The sequence below is a fragment of the Microbacterium sp. F2E genome (assembly GCF_020905435.1).
Classification (GTDB): domain Bacteria; phylum Actinomycetota; class Actinomycetes; order Actinomycetales; family Microbacteriaceae; genus Microbacterium; species Microbacterium lacticum.
Window position 1 is genome coordinate 1 of sequence record NZ_JAJJIB010000012.1, and the last position, 12,488, is coordinate 12,488.

The following is a 12,488-nucleotide window of genomic DNA, read 5'->3' on the forward strand; positions in this document are numbered from 1 at the left end:
ACCCCCGCCGAGACCCGGGCCGCCTACTACGCCCAGACCGCAACCGCGGCCTGAAATCCACAAAGAGATCGTCTACGAAGCTTGACACAGCCCACGGGCCCGCGCCGGCATCCACTGAGTTCGCTGTCATCGACTGCGTCGGCCAGAACCAGCCGAGCGCCGTTGCCTGCGCTGTCGACAAGGATCAGCGGGGCGGGTACTTCCAGATCGAGAACCTCGCCTGGGGTGCCTACGAACTGATCGAGACGCGTGCACCTGCAGGTTACGTCCTCGATTCCACGCCGCGACCGTTCACCGTGAGTGCGACTTCCCTGCAGGCATCGATCGGCGAGATCGTCAACGTGCAGCGCGAGAGCCCCGCGTTGCCGCTGACCGGCGGTCTCGGAAGAGACTTCTTCACCATCGTCGGCCTCGGTGTGCTCGGGCTCGGGATGGCGTTCGCGATCCTCCTGCGGATCCGGATGCGACGCCGGGAGGTCACCTAGGACTTGCCCATGAGCTCACACAACCGAACTGACGCACCACAAGCGTTCCAAGAACATCCAACAGATCTAGATCGAACGAAAGTATGGGGAGATATGACTATCAAAAGCACAGCAGTCAGGCGAGTGATCGCCGGGGCGGGGGCGTTCGCCCTGGCGGTGACGGGCGTACTCGCATCGGGCATGGCGGCTTCCGCCGTCGTCGGTCCCGGTCCTGACCAGCCCGGCGCCCCGGAGTCGGGCAGCCTGACGATCAACAAGTACAAGGGTCAGCCCACAGCGAACCCGGCCGTCGATGACCTCCTCTCCGGTGTCCAGTTCATCGTGACGCAGGTCGGTCGCACGGTCGATGGGACCTGTGAGCCGCTCGACCTGACCGAGATCTCGGAGTGGGACGGGATCGAGGCGCTGTTCCCGGCCGCAGCCGGCGCGCCGGCATCCGCGCCCTCGGATCCGTTCTGCCTCACGTCGAACGTGTACGACGAGACCACGGACGGCAACGGACAGATCGTTCTGGACGACCTTCCGTTGAGCCTGTACTTCGTGCAGGAGGGCACGGACAACGGCGACAACAGCATCGTCTCGAAGGTGCCCGACTTCTACGTCTCGGTGCCGACCTCGCTCGATGCAGCCGCCGGCTGGGAGTACGACGTCGTCGTGAACCCGAAGAACGCCGTGCTGAACCAGCCGTCCAAGGCGATCGACGAGGACCAGCAGGATCTTGTCGTCGGGTCCGATGTCACGTGGACGCTGGACGTGCCGATCCCGGTGCTGAACAACGACGAGACCTTCACCGAGGCGGTCGTCACGGATGTGCTGGATTCCCGTCTGAGCTACTCGGGAACCACGAGCGTTGAGATCGCCGGTACTCCGACGACCGACTTCGTCTACGACGCAGCTGCCGGCACCTGGACCTTCGGCGCGACCGCGCGTGCGGCCCTCGACGCGGCGGCAGAGGGCTCCAGCATCACGATCGTGTTCACCACCACGGTCAACGCCGTCGGCGACGGCTCGATCCCGAACGACGACTACAGCAGCACGTTCAACGGCACCACCATCCCGGGCGAGGTCGTGCCCTTCACCTATTGGGGTCAGCTGAGCATCCAGAAGAACGACAACTCCACTCCCGTACGCGCACTGGAGGGTGCGGAGTTCCAGGTGTTCGACGCGGCCGACGAGGGCGTGTGCCCCGCCGAGGCCCCGGCCTCGGGCGAGATCGCCACCGGTGTCTCGGACGCGAGCGGCGTAGTGCAGTGGGCCGGCGTGACCCCGACCAACGTGCTCGGACTCTGGGTGGCCAACACCCAGACCGAGGACGCGAGCGTCTCAAAGGTCTACTGCGTCTACGAGACCGTGGTGCCGGCCGGTCACACGGCTGTGCCGTTCGCTCCGGAGGTGACGATCACCCCCGGCGCCCCGGTCACCGGTGAGTCGGCCCTAACGGTGGTCAACGACAAGCAGCAGGGTCCGAACCTGCCCCTGACCGGTGGCACCGGATCGTGGGCGCTCGCGATCGGCGGCCTGCTACTCGTTGGCGGCGGTGTGGCCAGTCTGGTGATCGCGCGCCACCGTCGCGAGAAGGTCGTCGACTGATCGCCTGACGACATCGATGTGGCGGCGGCGCCTCGGTACCGCCGCCACATTCGTGTTTCGATACGGAAGGAACATAGCGCATGTATGCCGCCGATGGTGAGCCTCGCGGTCTCGGCGACCGCCGCCCCTGGCACCTTCCGGTCACCTCCGCCGTCGCGTGCATCGTGATCCTCCTCGGCACGTGCATCTTCCTCTACCCGCAGGTGGCGTCGTGGTTTTCGCAGCGTGAACAGTCGCGGGTGACGGAGCTGGCCCAGGAGTTGATGCAGAAGCCCCCCAATGACAGCGCCGCCCACCGTGCGGAGCAACTAGAGCGCGCCCACAAGTACAACGAAGCGCTGGCATCCGGCGCGGTGTACAAGGCGGGCGAGCACGTGGCCACAGGCGACGGCACCTCGACGGACGAATCGCTGGTCTACGAGGACTTGCTGCGAGTGACCGACACGGGATTCATGGGGCGCCTGCGGTACGACGCTCTCGGTATCGATCTGCCGATCTATCACGGGACATCCGATGCGACGCTCGAGGAGGGGATCGGCCACCTCGAGGGAACCTCGCTTCCCGTTGGCGGTGTGGGGACGAGAGCCGTGCTGACGGCGCACCGGGGGCTTCCCACAGCCACTCTGTTCAACGACCTCGACAAGGCAGCCGTCGGCGACACGTTTGCGATCTCGGTGCTTGGCGAGGTGCTTACCTATCGCGTTGTCGAGACGAAGGTGATCGACCCGAGCGATACCGAGTCGATCCTCGCCGATCGTGACCGCGACCTCGTGACATTGGTGACCTGTACACCGCTCGGCATCAATACGCACCGCATTCTCGTCACCGCAGAGCGGGTCACGCCAACCGCCCCGAAGGACATCGCCGAGGCGGCTAAAGCCCCCGACCTTCCGGGCTTCCCGTGGTGGATCGTGATCCTCAGCGCCGTCGTGCTCGCCCTCGGGCTGTACATCTGGCGCAGCGGCTACCCGCCCGCCGCACCTCGCGCCGCAGCCGACCCGTCCTAAGGTCGCGGTTCGGTTCCCCCGCGAGGTGGTCACTTCCATCGCGACCTGGTCACTTCGCTAGCGAGAAGGTGCACCATCTCGCGATGGAACCGACCTTCTCGGCGGAGAAGTGACCCGGTCGCGAGGTGGGGCATCGCCTCCTCCACAGGAGACCCTGCGCGGGAGTTGTCCACGGATCCGGGGATGCCGCGCCCACGGGGCGTGCGTGTCGGGCACAGTGCCAGGCATGACACCTCGTCCCGACTCCGCACAGCTCTTGCCCCGGTTTCCGGTACAGGACCCGGGAATCCCCGTTGAGTCCCTCACGCGCGTGCGCTCCGGTGCACTCGTTCGTACCGTGGAGTGGGAAGCGCTCTTCGCAGAGGGGCGGCTGCGCACCCTCGCGCGCGCGGTCGCCAACCGCGCGGCCACTGCGCTTGCCACCTTCTCGCACACGACGGCGGCGGCGCTGCACGGCATCCCGGTGTACCGCGACCGCGGCGACCGTGTGCACCTGATCGTGCCGGGGGAGCACACGCGCAAGGATTCGCGGGATGTCGTGCGGCACCACTACGCGCTCGCGGAGAGCGAGGTGGTCGTGCTTGCCGGCTTGCGCGCGACCGGGCTCGATCGCACCGTGTACGACGTCATCCGCACGACTCCCATGGCTGCGGCAGTCGTCTGTTTCGACGCGGCGCTGCGCGCTGTCGCCTGGGACGAGGATTCCCGCACCTACGACCGTGAGCTGGCCGAGCGGTTCCGGGCGTCGATCTTGGAGAGGATCCGTCGAGGGACCGGCGCCCGCGGCATCCGACAGGCGCGGTTCGTGACCGAGTTCGCGGACGGTCGCGCACAGCTGCCGGGAGAGAGCGTGACGCGCTTGTGGATGTACCAGCTCGGCATCCCGCGGCCGGAGTTGCAATACCGTGTCGACCTCACCGGCGGCCGGTACGCGCTCCTCGACTTCGCGTGGCCCCACCTGGGACGCTGGCAGGATTTCGACGGCGAGAGCAAGTACACCGACCCGGACCTTCTCGCGGGACGAACTGCCGAGCAGGTGCTCCAGGAGCAGCAGGTGCGCGAGCGTGAGGTCATCCGAGCCACCGGCTGGTCCGTGACGCGCCACGGCTTCGCCCAGATGGCCACCTTCGACGCTTTCGCCGCCTATCTCCGCTCCATCTACCTCCTCTGACCCCACCGCCTCGCACCTCACCGCGTCTCACCCCACCGCCGACCTGGTCACTTCTCCGCCGAGAAGGTGCTTCGCGCCGCGAGGAGGTGCACCTTCTCGGGAGCAAACCCACCACCTCGCGGGAGAAGTGACCAGGTCGGGGACACGACCACCACCTCGGCGACGGGCGGGGCGACACGCGGGGCGCGACACGCCCGGGTTTGCGACACGCCCGGGCGGCACGTAGACTAGTGAGGTTCCACATTCCTGCGCCGCTTCGGCGAGAGCGGGATCACTGCCAGGGCAGTGCATAGATCGGCGGCAGTCCTCGGGACTGCGGCGGGAGTCTAGGCCGCGGGCAGCAGAACAACTCAATCCGATCCTCCTGCAAAGGGAAGCCGTGCGCGTGCGTGCGGCGATCGGGCCTGACATCAGAACAGTGGTGCGCCTCGAAAGAGTAGTGCCCGGCACAGATCCCTGTGCCTCGTGCGTCCAATGCCCCCGAGGTAAGACGCGAGAAAGAGAGTGAGCAGACAATGGCGGGACAGAAAATCCGCATTCGCCTGAAGTCGTATGACCACGAGGTCATCGACACGTCGGCGCGCAAGATCGTCGACACCGTGACCCGTGCGGGCGCGACCGTCGTCGGCCCCGTGCCGCTTCCGACCGAGAAGAACGTCGTGTGCGTCATCCGGTCGCCCCACAAGTACAAGGACAGCCGCGAGCACTTCGAGATGCGCACCCACAAGCGCCTCATCGACATCATCGACCCGACGCCCAAGGCCGTCGACTCGCTGATGCGTCTCGACCTCCCGGCCGACGTCAACATCGAGATCAAGCTCTGAGGTCCTCATGTCTGACATCAACACCAAGGTTTCCAAGGGCCTGCTGGGCACCAAGCTCGGCATGACGCAGGTCTGGGACGAGAACGGCAAGCTCGTTCCCGTCACCGTCATCGAGGTCGCGCCCAACGTCGTGACCCAGGTGCGCACGCCTGAGCGCGACGGCTACAACGCCGTGCAGATCGCCTACGGCCAGATCGACCCCCGCAAGGTCAACAAGCCCCAGACGGCCCACTTCGAGGCCGCCGGGGTCACCCCGCGCCGCCACCTCACCGAGGTGCGCACGGCGGATGCCTCTGACTACTCACTCGGTCAGGAGCTCACCGTCGATGCCACCTTCGAGGCCGGCCAGCTGGTCGACGTCGTCGGCACCAGCAAGGGCAAGGGCACCGCGGGTGTCATGAAGCGTCACAACTTCAAGGGCGTCTCCGCTTCGCACGGTGCGCACCGCAACCACCGCAAGCCCGGTTCGATCGGCGCCTCGTCGACCCCGAGCCGCGTCTTCAAGGGCATGCGCATGGCCGGCCGTATGGGTGGCGAGCGCGTGACCGTCCTCAACCTCACGGTGCACGCCGTCGACGCCGAGAAGGGTCTGCTGCTCGTCAAGGGCGCCGTCCCCGGTGCTCGTGGCCGCATCGTCTACGTCCGCAACGCAGTGAAGGGTGCCTGATCATGGCTGACTCGACTCTCGCGCTCGACGTCCTGAAGGCCGACGGCAAGAAGGCCGGCTCCGTGGAGCTGCCCGCCGCGATCTTCGACGTCAAGACGAACATCCCCCTCATCCACCAGGTCGTCGTCGCGCAGCTCGCGGCGGCTCGCCAGGGCACCCACTCGACCAAGCGTCGCGGTGAGGTCTCGGGCGCCGGCCGCAAGCCCTTCAAGCAGAAGGGCACGGGTAACGCCCGTCAGGGCTCGATCCGCGCGCCGCACATGACCGGTGGTGGCATCGTGCACGGCCCGAAGCCGCGCGACTACTCGCAGCGCACCCCCAAGAAGATGATCGCCGCCGCCCTGCTGGGTGCGCTGAGCGACCGCGCCCGGGGTGGCCGTCTGCACGTCGTCGACTCCTTCGGCATCGAGGGCACGCCCTCGACCAAGGCTGCCGCTGCGGTCCTCGCCCAGCTCGCTCCGACCAAGAACGTCATGGTCGTCATCGAGCGCGGCGACGAGCTGACCCTCAAGAGCATCCGCAACCTCGGCTACGTCCACGTGCTCGAGGTCGGCCAGCTCAACGCCTACGACGTGCTCGTCTCCGACGACATCGTCTTCACCAAGGCCGCCTACGACGCGTTCATCGCGGCGAAGGCCGGCGAAACCTCGGAGGTCTCGGCATGAGCACTGCGAACGTCTCCCTGAACAAGGACCCGCGCGACATCATCCTGAAGCCGGTGGTTTCGGAGAAGAGCTACGGCCTGATCGACGAGGGCAAGTACACGTTCCTCGTGGACCCGCGCGCCTCGAAGACCGAGATCAAGCTCGCCATCGAGAAGATCTTCGGCGTCAAGGTCGCCGCGGTCAACACGCTCAACCGCGCGGGCAAGACCCGTCGCACCCGCTTCGGCACCGGCAAGCGCAAGGACACCAAGCGTGCCATCGTCACACTGAAGTCGGGCACCATCGACATCTTCACGGCCGTCGGCTGACCGCTGGGATAGAGGACTACACACCATGGCTATTCGCAAGTACAAGCCCACGACCCCGGGTCGCCGCGGTTCGTCGGTGGCCGACTTCGCCGAGATCACCCGGTCGACGCCTGAGAAGTCGCTGCTGCGCCCGCTGTCCAAGACCGGCGGTCGCAACAACCAGGGCCGCATCACGACCCGTCACATCGGTGGTGGACACAAGCGCCAGTACCGCGTCATCGACTTCCGTCGCAATGACAAGGACGGCGTCAACGCCAAGGTCGCTCACATCGAGTACGACCCCAACCGCACCGCGCGCATCGCGCTGCTGCACTACGTCGACGGCGAGAAGCGCTACATCCTCGCGCCGAACAAGCTGGCGCAGGGCGACATCGTCGAGTCCGGTGCCTCGGCCGATATCAAGCCGGGCAACAACCTGCCGCTGAAGAACATCCCCACCGGTACGGTCATCCACGCCATCGAGCTCCGCCCCGGCGGCGGCGCGAAGATGGCGCGCTCGGCGGGCGCCTCGGTGCGTCTCGTCGCCAAGGACGGCCCCTACGCCCAGCTGCGTCTGCCCTCGGGCGAGATCCGCAACGTCGATGCGCGCTGCCGCGCGACCATCGGCGAGGTCGGCAACGCGGAGCAGTCGAACATCAACTGGGGCAAGGCCGGCCGCAAGCGTTGGAAGGGCGTGCGCCCGACCGTCCGCGGTGTCGCCATGAACCCGGTCGACCACCCGCACGGTGGTGGTGAGGGCAAGACCTCCGGTGGCCGTCACCCCGTCACTCCCTGGGGCCAGGCTGAGGGTCGCACCCGCCACCCCAACAAGGAGAGCGACAAGTACATCGTCCGCCGTCGCAACGCCGGCAAGAAGCGCAAGTAGGAGTAGAGGAAGATGCCTCGCAGCCTGAAGAAGGGCCCCTTCGTCGACGAGCACCTGCTCCGTAAGGTCGCCTCGCAGAACGAAGCCGGTACCAAGAACGTCATCAAGACCTGGTCGCGCCGTTCGATGATCATCCCCGCCATGCTGGGACACACCATCGCCGTGCACGACGGACGCAAGCACATCCCGGTGTTCGTGTCCGAGGCCATGATCGGCCACAAGCTGGGCGAGTTCGCGCCCACCCGCACCTTCCGCGGCCACGAGAAGGACGACAAGAAGGGTCGCCGCCGCTAACGCGGGGCGCCTCAGAGAGGACAGAGGAGGAGACAAATGGTGGATTCCATCGCACGCGTTAAGCACATCCGCGTGACCCCTCAGAAGGCTCGTCGTGTCGTCGCGCTCATCAAGGGCAAGCAGGCTCAGGAGGCCCTGGCCATCCTGAAGTTCGCGCCGCAGGCCGCCAGTGAGCCCGTCTACAAGCTCGTGGAGTCGGCGATCGCCAACGCCCGCGTGAAGGCGGACAAGGACGGCGAGTACCTGGACGAGCAGGACCTGTACGTGAGCAACGCGTACGTCGACGAGGGCACGACGCTCAAGCGTTTCCGCCCCCGCGCCCAGGGTCGCGCGTTCCAGATCAAGAAGCGCACGAGCCACATCACGATCCAGCTCGCGACCCCCGAGGTCGCCGAGACCAACAAGAAGGCGAGCAAGTAATGGGACAGAAGGTCAACCCGTACGGCTTCCGCCTCGGGATCACCACCGACCACGTGTCGCGGTGGTTCTCCGACTCGACGAAGCCGGGTCAGCGTTACGCGGACTACGTGGCCGAGGACATCAAGATCCGCAAGCTCCTGCAGACGCAGCTCGACCGCGCCGGCGTCAGCGGGATCGAGATCGAGCGCACGCGTGACCGCGTCCGCGTCGACATCCACACCGCCCGCCCGGGCATCGTGATCGGCCGCCGCGGCGCCGAGGCCGAGCGCATCCGCGCCGACCTCGAGAAGCTCACCGGAAAGCAGATCCAGCTGAACATCCTCGAGGTGAAGAACCCCGAGGCCGACGCTCAGCTGGTCGCGCAGGGCATCGCCGAGCAGCTCTCCGCGCGCGTGGCCTTCCGTCGCGCGATGCGCAAGGGTCTGCAGGGCGCCCAGCGTGCCGGTGCCAAGGGCGTCCGCATCCAGGTCTCGGGCCGTCTCGGCGGCGCCGAGATGAGCCGGTCGGAGTTCTACCGCGACGGTCGTGTGCCCCTGCACACCCTGCGCGCGAACATCGACTACGGCTTCTACGAGGCCAAGACCACCTTCGGCCGCATCGGCGTGAAGGTCTGGATCTACAAGGGCGACCTCACCAACAAGGAGCTCGCGCGCGAGCAGGCGAACGCGCCGAAGGCGCCCCGTGGTCGCGATGACCGTGGTGGCGACCGTCGCCGCGGCCCCCGCAACGACGCACCCGTCGCAGAAGGAGCATCGGCATAATGCTTATCCCCCGCAAGGTCAAGTACCGCAAGCAGCACCACCCCGGCCGTTCCGGCCAGGCGACCGGCGGCACGAAGGTCTCCTTCGGTGAGTTCGGCATCCAGGCGCTGACCCCCGCGTACGTGACGAACCGTCAGATCGAGTCCGCTCGTATCGCGATGACCCGTCACATCAAGCGTGGTGGAAAGGTGTGGATCAACATCTACCCCGACCGTCCGCTCACCAAGAAGCCCGCCGAGACCCGCATGGGTTCGGGTAAGGGTTCGCCGGAGTGGTGGGTCGCCAACGTCAAGCCGGGTCGCGTCCTCTTCGAGGTCGCGGGCGTGAACGAGGAGCTCGCACGCGAGGCCCTCACCCGGGCAATCCACAAGCTGCCGCTGAAGGCACGCATCATCAAGCGCGAGGAGGGCGACGCGTAATGGCCGTCGGAACCAAGACGCTCGCACCGAGCGAGCTCGACACCTTCGAGGACCAGCGCCTCGTCGAGGAGCTGCGCAAGGCCAAGGAAGAGCTGTTCAACCTGCGCTTCCAGTCGGCCACCGGCCAGCTCGAGAGCCACGGCCGCATCCGTGCGGTCAAGCGCGACATCGCGCGGCTCTACACCGTGATCCGTGAGCGCGAGCTGGGCATCCGTTCCACGCCCGCCCCCGTCGAGGCCGCGCCGAAGACGAAGAAGAAGGCGACGAAGAAGGCGGATGCCGCCGGCGACGCCGCTGCGAAGGAAGAGGCTGAGTGATGGCCACCAAGAAGGCTGAAGAAGCTGTCGTCGAGACGGCGGAGGGCCACGAGCACGCCGCGCACGACGTGCGCGACGCGGAGGCCCGCGGCTACCGCAAGGCCCGCCGAGGCTACGTGACCAGCGACAAGATGGACAAGACGATCGTCGTCGAGGTCGAGGACCGCGTGAAGCACCCCCTCTACGGCAAGGTCATCCGTCGCACGTCGAAGGTCAAGGCCCACGACGAGCTGAACGCCGCCGGCATCGGCGACCTCGTGCTCATCAACGAGACCCGTCCGCTGAGCGCCACCAAGCGCTGGCGTCTGGTCGAGATCCTCGAGAAGGCCAAGTAAGGCCTCGGCCTGCTTGGAACCCAAGGAGTAACAAGTGATTCAGACAGAGTCCCGCCTCAAGGTCGCCGACAACACCGGCGCCAAGGAGCTGCTCACGATCCGCGTGCTCGGTGGCTCGAACCGCCGCTACGCGGGCCTGGGCGACATCATCGTGGCGACCGTCAAGGACGCGATCCCCGGCGGCAACGTCAAGAAGGGCGACGTGGTCAAGGCCGTCGTCGTCCGCACCGTCAAGCAGACCCGTCGTGCCGACGGGTCCTACATCAAGTTCGACGAGAACGCCGCCGTCATCCTGAAGAGCGACGGGGAGCCCCGCGGCACCCGCATCTTCGGACCGGTCGGTCGTGAGCTTCGTGACAAGAAGTTCATGAAGATCGTCTCGCTCGCCCCGGAGGTGATCTGACCTTATGGCCAAGATCAAGAAGGGTGACCTCGTTCAGGTCATCACAGGCAAGAAGCAGGACAAGGGCGGCGACCGCGGCAAGCAGGGCAAGGTGCTCGACATCCTCGTCGGGCAGAACCGTGTCATCGTCGAGGGCGTCAACTACGTCACCAAGCACACCCGCGTGGGCCAGACCCAGCGGGGCACCAAGACGGGCGGCATCGAGACGATGGAAGCCCCGATCCACATCTCCAACGTCGCCCTCGTCGACCCCTCGACCAAGAAGCCGACCCGTGTCGGTCACCGCGTCGAGGAGCAGACGAAGGACGGCGTGAAGCGCACCGTCCGCGTGCGCTACGCGAAGAAGAGCGGTAAGGACCTCTGATGAGCACCACCACTGCCACGGAGACTGGCAAAATCCAGCCCCGTCTGAAGCAGAAGTACAACGCCGAGATCAAGAAGGCGCTGCAGGACGAGTTCGGCTACGACAACGTCATGCAGATCCCCGGGATCGTCAAGGTCGTCGTCAACACCGGTGTCGGTGAGGCGGCTCGCGACTCCAAGGTGATCGATGGTGCGGTCGACGACCTCACCAAGATCACCGGCCAGAAGCCGGTCGTGACGAAGGCTCGCAAGTCCATCGCGCAGTTCAAGCTGCGCGAGGGTCAGGCCATCGGCGCGCACGTCACCCTCCGCGGTGACCGCGCGTGGGAGTTCCTCGACCGTCTCGTGACGCTCGCTCTGCCCCGCATCCGCGACTTCCGGGGCCTGTCGCCCAAGCAGTTCGACGGCAACGGCAATTACACGTTCGGCCTGCAGGAGCAGTCGGTCTTCCACGAGATCAACCCGGACAAGATCGACCGCGTCCGCGGCTTCGACATCACGGTCGTCACGACCGCGAAGTCGGATGCCGAGGGCCGCTCGCTCCTGCGTCAGATCGGCTTCCCCTTCCAGTCCGAGGACTGATCGACCCATCAAGAAGGTCGGGTGTCGCGTAACGGCATCCGAAACCACGTGAACAAAGGAAACAACACATGACGATGACAGACCCGGTCGCAGATATGCTGACCCGTCTGCGCAACGCGAACTCGGCGCACCACGACTCCGTGTCGCTGCCGAGCTCGAAGCTCAAGACCAACATCGCCGAGATCCTCAAGCAGGAGGGCTACATCTCCTCCTGGGAGGTCTCGGACGCCCGCGTCGGGCAGACCCTGACGCTGACGCTCAAGTACGGCCCGAACCGCGAGCGGTCGATCGCCGGCATCAAGCGCGTCTCGAAGCCGGGTCTGCGTGTCTACGCACGCTCGACCGAGATCCCCACCGTCCTCGGTGGCCTCGGTGTCGCGATCCTGTCCACCTCCTCCGGTCTTCTCACCGACCGTCAGGCCGAGCAGAAGGGCGTGGGTGGGGAAGTCCTCGCCTACGTGTGGTGATCTGACATGTCGCGTATCGGACGTCTCCCCATCGTCATCCCCGCCGGCGTCACCGTTTCGGTGGACGGCCAGGATGTCGCCGTCAAGGGCCCCAAGGGCGAGCTCGCGCTCTCCGTGGCCAAGCCCATCGAGGTCTCCGTCGAGGACGGCCAGGTCCTGGTCTCCCGCCCCGACGACGAGCGCGAGTCGCGGTCGCTCCACGGCCTGACCCGCACGCTCATCAACAACAACATCATCGGCGTCACCGAGGGCTACACCAAGGGCCTCGAGGTCGTCGGCACCGGTTACCGCGTCGCGCAGAAGGGTGCCGCGGTCGAGTTCGCGCTCGGCTTCTCGCACCCGGTGCTCGTGGAGCCCCCGGCCGGCATCACGCTGACCGTCGAGGGCAACAACAAGGTCACCGTCAGCGGCATCTCCAAGCAGGCGGTCGGCGAGGCCGCCGCGAACATCCGCAAGATCCGCAAGCCCGAGCCGTACAAGGGCAAGGGTGTGCGGTACGCCGGCGAGGTCGTCCGCCGCAAGGCCGGAAAGGCTGGTAAGTAATC

General features: G+C 66.5%; 20 protein-coding genes. All 20 read left to right on the plus strand.

Annotated features, from left to right (window positions below; all coding sequences use genetic code 11):
• Positions 1-50 precede the first annotated feature (50 nt).
• Positions 51-485 (plus strand): SpaA isopeptide-forming pilin-related protein, encoded by a 435-nt coding sequence (locus LOK55_RS14420; RefSeq protein ID WP_374107647.1) that lies wholly within the window; start codon positions 51-53, stop codon positions 483-485.
• Positions 486-578: 93 nt separating this feature from the next.
• The gene (locus LOK55_RS09965) at positions 579-2,075 is read left to right on the plus strand and encodes a SpaH/EbpB family LPXTG-anchored major pilin (protein WP_229935257.1); all 1,497 of its coding nucleotides are present in this window, start codon (positions 579-581) and stop codon (positions 2,073-2,075) included.
• A 164-nt stretch (positions 2,076-2,239) separates the two neighbouring features.
• Positions 2,240-3,082, plus strand: coding sequence for a class C sortase (locus tag LOK55_RS09970; RefSeq protein WP_229935258.1), 843 nt, complete (start codon positions 2,240-2,242; stop codon positions 3,080-3,082).
• Positions 3,083-3,419: 337 nt separating this feature from the next.
• Complete coding sequence (locus LOK55_RS09975) at positions 3,420-4,253, plus strand: hypothetical protein (protein WP_229935259.1); 834 nt, start codon at positions 3,420-3,422, stop codon at positions 4,251-4,253.
• A gap of 515 nt (positions 4,254-4,768) precedes the next feature.
• On the plus strand, positions 4,769-5,077 hold the full coding sequence (rpsJ, locus tag LOK55_RS09980; protein WP_005050520.1) for a 30S ribosomal protein S10: 309 nt from the start codon (positions 4,769-4,771) through the stop codon (positions 5,075-5,077).
• 7 nt (positions 5,078-5,084) lie between these two features.
• Positions 5,085-5,744, plus strand: a complete 660-nt coding sequence (rplC, locus tag LOK55_RS09985; protein WP_141380851.1) for a 50S ribosomal protein L3 — start codon at positions 5,085-5,087, stop codon at positions 5,742-5,744.
• Positions 5,745-5,746: 2 nt separating this feature from the next.
• Positions 5,747-6,409 carry a 50S ribosomal protein L4 gene (rplD, locus tag LOK55_RS09990; protein WP_141380850.1) on the plus strand — a complete coding sequence of 221 codons (663 nt, stop codon included), beginning with the start codon at positions 5,747-5,749 and terminating at the stop codon, positions 6,407-6,409.
• The gene (gene rplW / locus LOK55_RS09995) at positions 6,406-6,717 is read left to right on the plus strand and encodes a 50S ribosomal protein L23 (protein WP_229935260.1); all 312 of its coding nucleotides are present in this window, start codon (positions 6,406-6,408) and stop codon (positions 6,715-6,717) included. Before rplD ends, rplW begins: the two co-directional genes overlap by 4 nt.
• 25 nt (positions 6,718-6,742) lie before the next feature.
• Positions 6,743-7,582, plus strand: coding sequence for a 50S ribosomal protein L2 (gene rplB / locus LOK55_RS10000; protein ID WP_141380848.1), 840 nt, complete (start codon positions 6,743-6,745; stop codon positions 7,580-7,582).
• A 12-nt stretch (positions 7,583-7,594) separates the two neighbouring features.
• Positions 7,595-7,876, plus strand: a complete 282-nt coding sequence (rpsS, locus tag LOK55_RS10005) for a 30S ribosomal protein S19 (RefSeq protein ID WP_229935261.1) — start codon at positions 7,595-7,597, stop codon at positions 7,874-7,876.
• A gap of 36 nt (positions 7,877-7,912) precedes the next feature.
• Positions 7,913-8,296, plus strand: a complete 384-nt coding sequence (gene rplV, locus LOK55_RS10010; RefSeq protein WP_196323707.1) for a 50S ribosomal protein L22 — start codon at positions 7,913-7,915, stop codon at positions 8,294-8,296.
• Positions 8,296-9,057 (plus strand): 30S ribosomal protein S3, encoded by a 762-nt coding sequence (gene rpsC, locus LOK55_RS10015; RefSeq protein ID WP_229935262.1) that lies wholly within the window; start codon positions 8,296-8,298, stop codon positions 9,055-9,057. The genes rplV and rpsC overlap by 1 nt, the downstream gene beginning before the upstream one ends.
• Complete coding sequence (gene rplP / locus LOK55_RS10020) at positions 9,057-9,476, plus strand: 50S ribosomal protein L16 (RefSeq protein WP_018171451.1); 420 nt, start codon at positions 9,057-9,059, stop codon at positions 9,474-9,476. The genes rpsC and rplP overlap by 1 nt, the downstream gene beginning before the upstream one ends.
• Positions 9,476-9,793, plus strand: a complete 318-nt coding sequence (gene rpmC / locus LOK55_RS10025; RefSeq protein ID WP_277951267.1) for a 50S ribosomal protein L29 — start codon at positions 9,476-9,478, stop codon at positions 9,791-9,793. The genes rplP and rpmC overlap by 1 nt, the downstream gene beginning before the upstream one ends.
• Positions 9,793-10,128 carry a 30S ribosomal protein S17 gene (gene rpsQ / locus LOK55_RS14100; protein ID WP_141380843.1) on the plus strand — a complete coding sequence of 112 codons (336 nt, stop codon included), beginning with the start codon at positions 9,793-9,795 and terminating at the stop codon, positions 10,126-10,128. Before rpmC ends, rpsQ begins: the two co-directional genes overlap by 1 nt.
• A gap of 34 nt (positions 10,129-10,162) precedes the next feature.
• Positions 10,163-10,531 (plus strand): 50S ribosomal protein L14, encoded by a 369-nt coding sequence (gene rplN / locus LOK55_RS10035; RefSeq protein ID WP_141380842.1) that lies wholly within the window; start codon positions 10,163-10,165, stop codon positions 10,529-10,531.
• 4 nt (positions 10,532-10,535) lie between these two features.
• Complete coding sequence (gene rplX / locus LOK55_RS10040; protein ID WP_141380841.1) at positions 10,536-10,895, plus strand: 50S ribosomal protein L24; 360 nt, start codon at positions 10,536-10,538, stop codon at positions 10,893-10,895.
• Positions 10,895-11,476, plus strand: coding sequence for a 50S ribosomal protein L5 (gene rplE, locus LOK55_RS10045; RefSeq protein ID WP_141380840.1), 582 nt, complete (start codon positions 10,895-10,897; stop codon positions 11,474-11,476). Before rplX ends, rplE begins: the two co-directional genes overlap by 1 nt.
• 68 nt (positions 11,477-11,544) lie before the next feature.
• Positions 11,545-11,943 (plus strand): 30S ribosomal protein S8, encoded by a 399-nt coding sequence (gene rpsH, locus LOK55_RS10050; RefSeq protein ID WP_141380839.1) that lies wholly within the window; start codon positions 11,545-11,547, stop codon positions 11,941-11,943.
• 6 nt (positions 11,944-11,949) lie between these two features.
• Positions 11,950-12,486, plus strand: a complete 537-nt coding sequence (gene rplF, locus LOK55_RS10055) for a 50S ribosomal protein L6 (protein ID WP_141380838.1) — start codon at positions 11,950-11,952, stop codon at positions 12,484-12,486.
• Positions 12,487-12,488: the final 2 nt, after the last annotated feature.

What these genes read in the sequence shown, in the direction of transcription:
- rpsH (WP_141380839.1), top strand. Translation starts at nt 11,545, where the DNA reads ATGACGATGACAGACCCGGTCGCAGATATGCTGACCCGTCTGCGCAAC.
- rplB (WP_141380848.1), top strand. Translation starts at nt 6,743, where the DNA reads ATGGCTATTCGCAAGTACAAGCCCACGACCCCGGGTCGCCGCGGTTCG.
- rplW (WP_229935260.1), top strand. Translation starts at nt 6,406, where the DNA reads ATGAGCACTGCGAACGTCTCCCTGAACAAGGACCCGCGCGACATCATC.
- rplX (WP_141380841.1), top strand. Translation starts at nt 10,536, where the DNA reads ATGGCCAAGATCAAGAAGGGTGACCTCGTTCAGGTCATCACAGGCAAG.
- rpsQ (WP_141380843.1), top strand. Translation starts at nt 9,793, where the DNA reads ATGGCCACCAAGAAGGCTGAAGAAGCTGTCGTCGAGACGGCGGAGGGC.
- rplF (WP_141380838.1), top strand. Translation starts at nt 11,950, where the DNA reads ATGTCGCGTATCGGACGTCTCCCCATCGTCATCCCCGCCGGCGTCACC.
- rpsS (WP_229935261.1), top strand. Translation starts at nt 7,595, where the DNA reads ATGCCTCGCAGCCTGAAGAAGGGCCCCTTCGTCGACGAGCACCTGCTC.
- LOK55_RS09965 (WP_229935257.1), top strand. Translation starts at nt 579, where the DNA reads ATGACTATCAAAAGCACAGCAGTCAGGCGAGTGATCGCCGGGGCGGGG.
- rplE (WP_141380840.1), top strand. Translation starts at nt 10,895, where the DNA reads ATGAGCACCACCACTGCCACGGAGACTGGCAAAATCCAGCCCCGTCTG.
- rplV (WP_196323707.1), top strand. Translation starts at nt 7,913, where the DNA reads ATGGTGGATTCCATCGCACGCGTTAAGCACATCCGCGTGACCCCTCAG.
- rpsC (WP_229935262.1), top strand. Translation starts at nt 8,296, where the DNA reads ATGGGACAGAAGGTCAACCCGTACGGCTTCCGCCTCGGGATCACCACC.
- rplP (WP_018171451.1), top strand. Translation starts at nt 9,057, where the DNA reads ATGCTTATCCCCCGCAAGGTCAAGTACCGCAAGCAGCACCACCCCGGC.
- rplC (WP_141380851.1), top strand. Translation starts at nt 5,085, where the DNA reads ATGTCTGACATCAACACCAAGGTTTCCAAGGGCCTGCTGGGCACCAAG.
- rplD (WP_141380850.1), top strand. Translation starts at nt 5,747, where the DNA reads ATGGCTGACTCGACTCTCGCGCTCGACGTCCTGAAGGCCGACGGCAAG.
- rpmC (WP_277951267.1), top strand. Translation starts at nt 9,476, where the DNA reads ATGGCCGTCGGAACCAAGACGCTCGCACCGAGCGAGCTCGACACCTTC.
- rpsJ (WP_005050520.1), top strand. Translation starts at nt 4,769, where the DNA reads ATGGCGGGACAGAAAATCCGCATTCGCCTGAAGTCGTATGACCACGAG.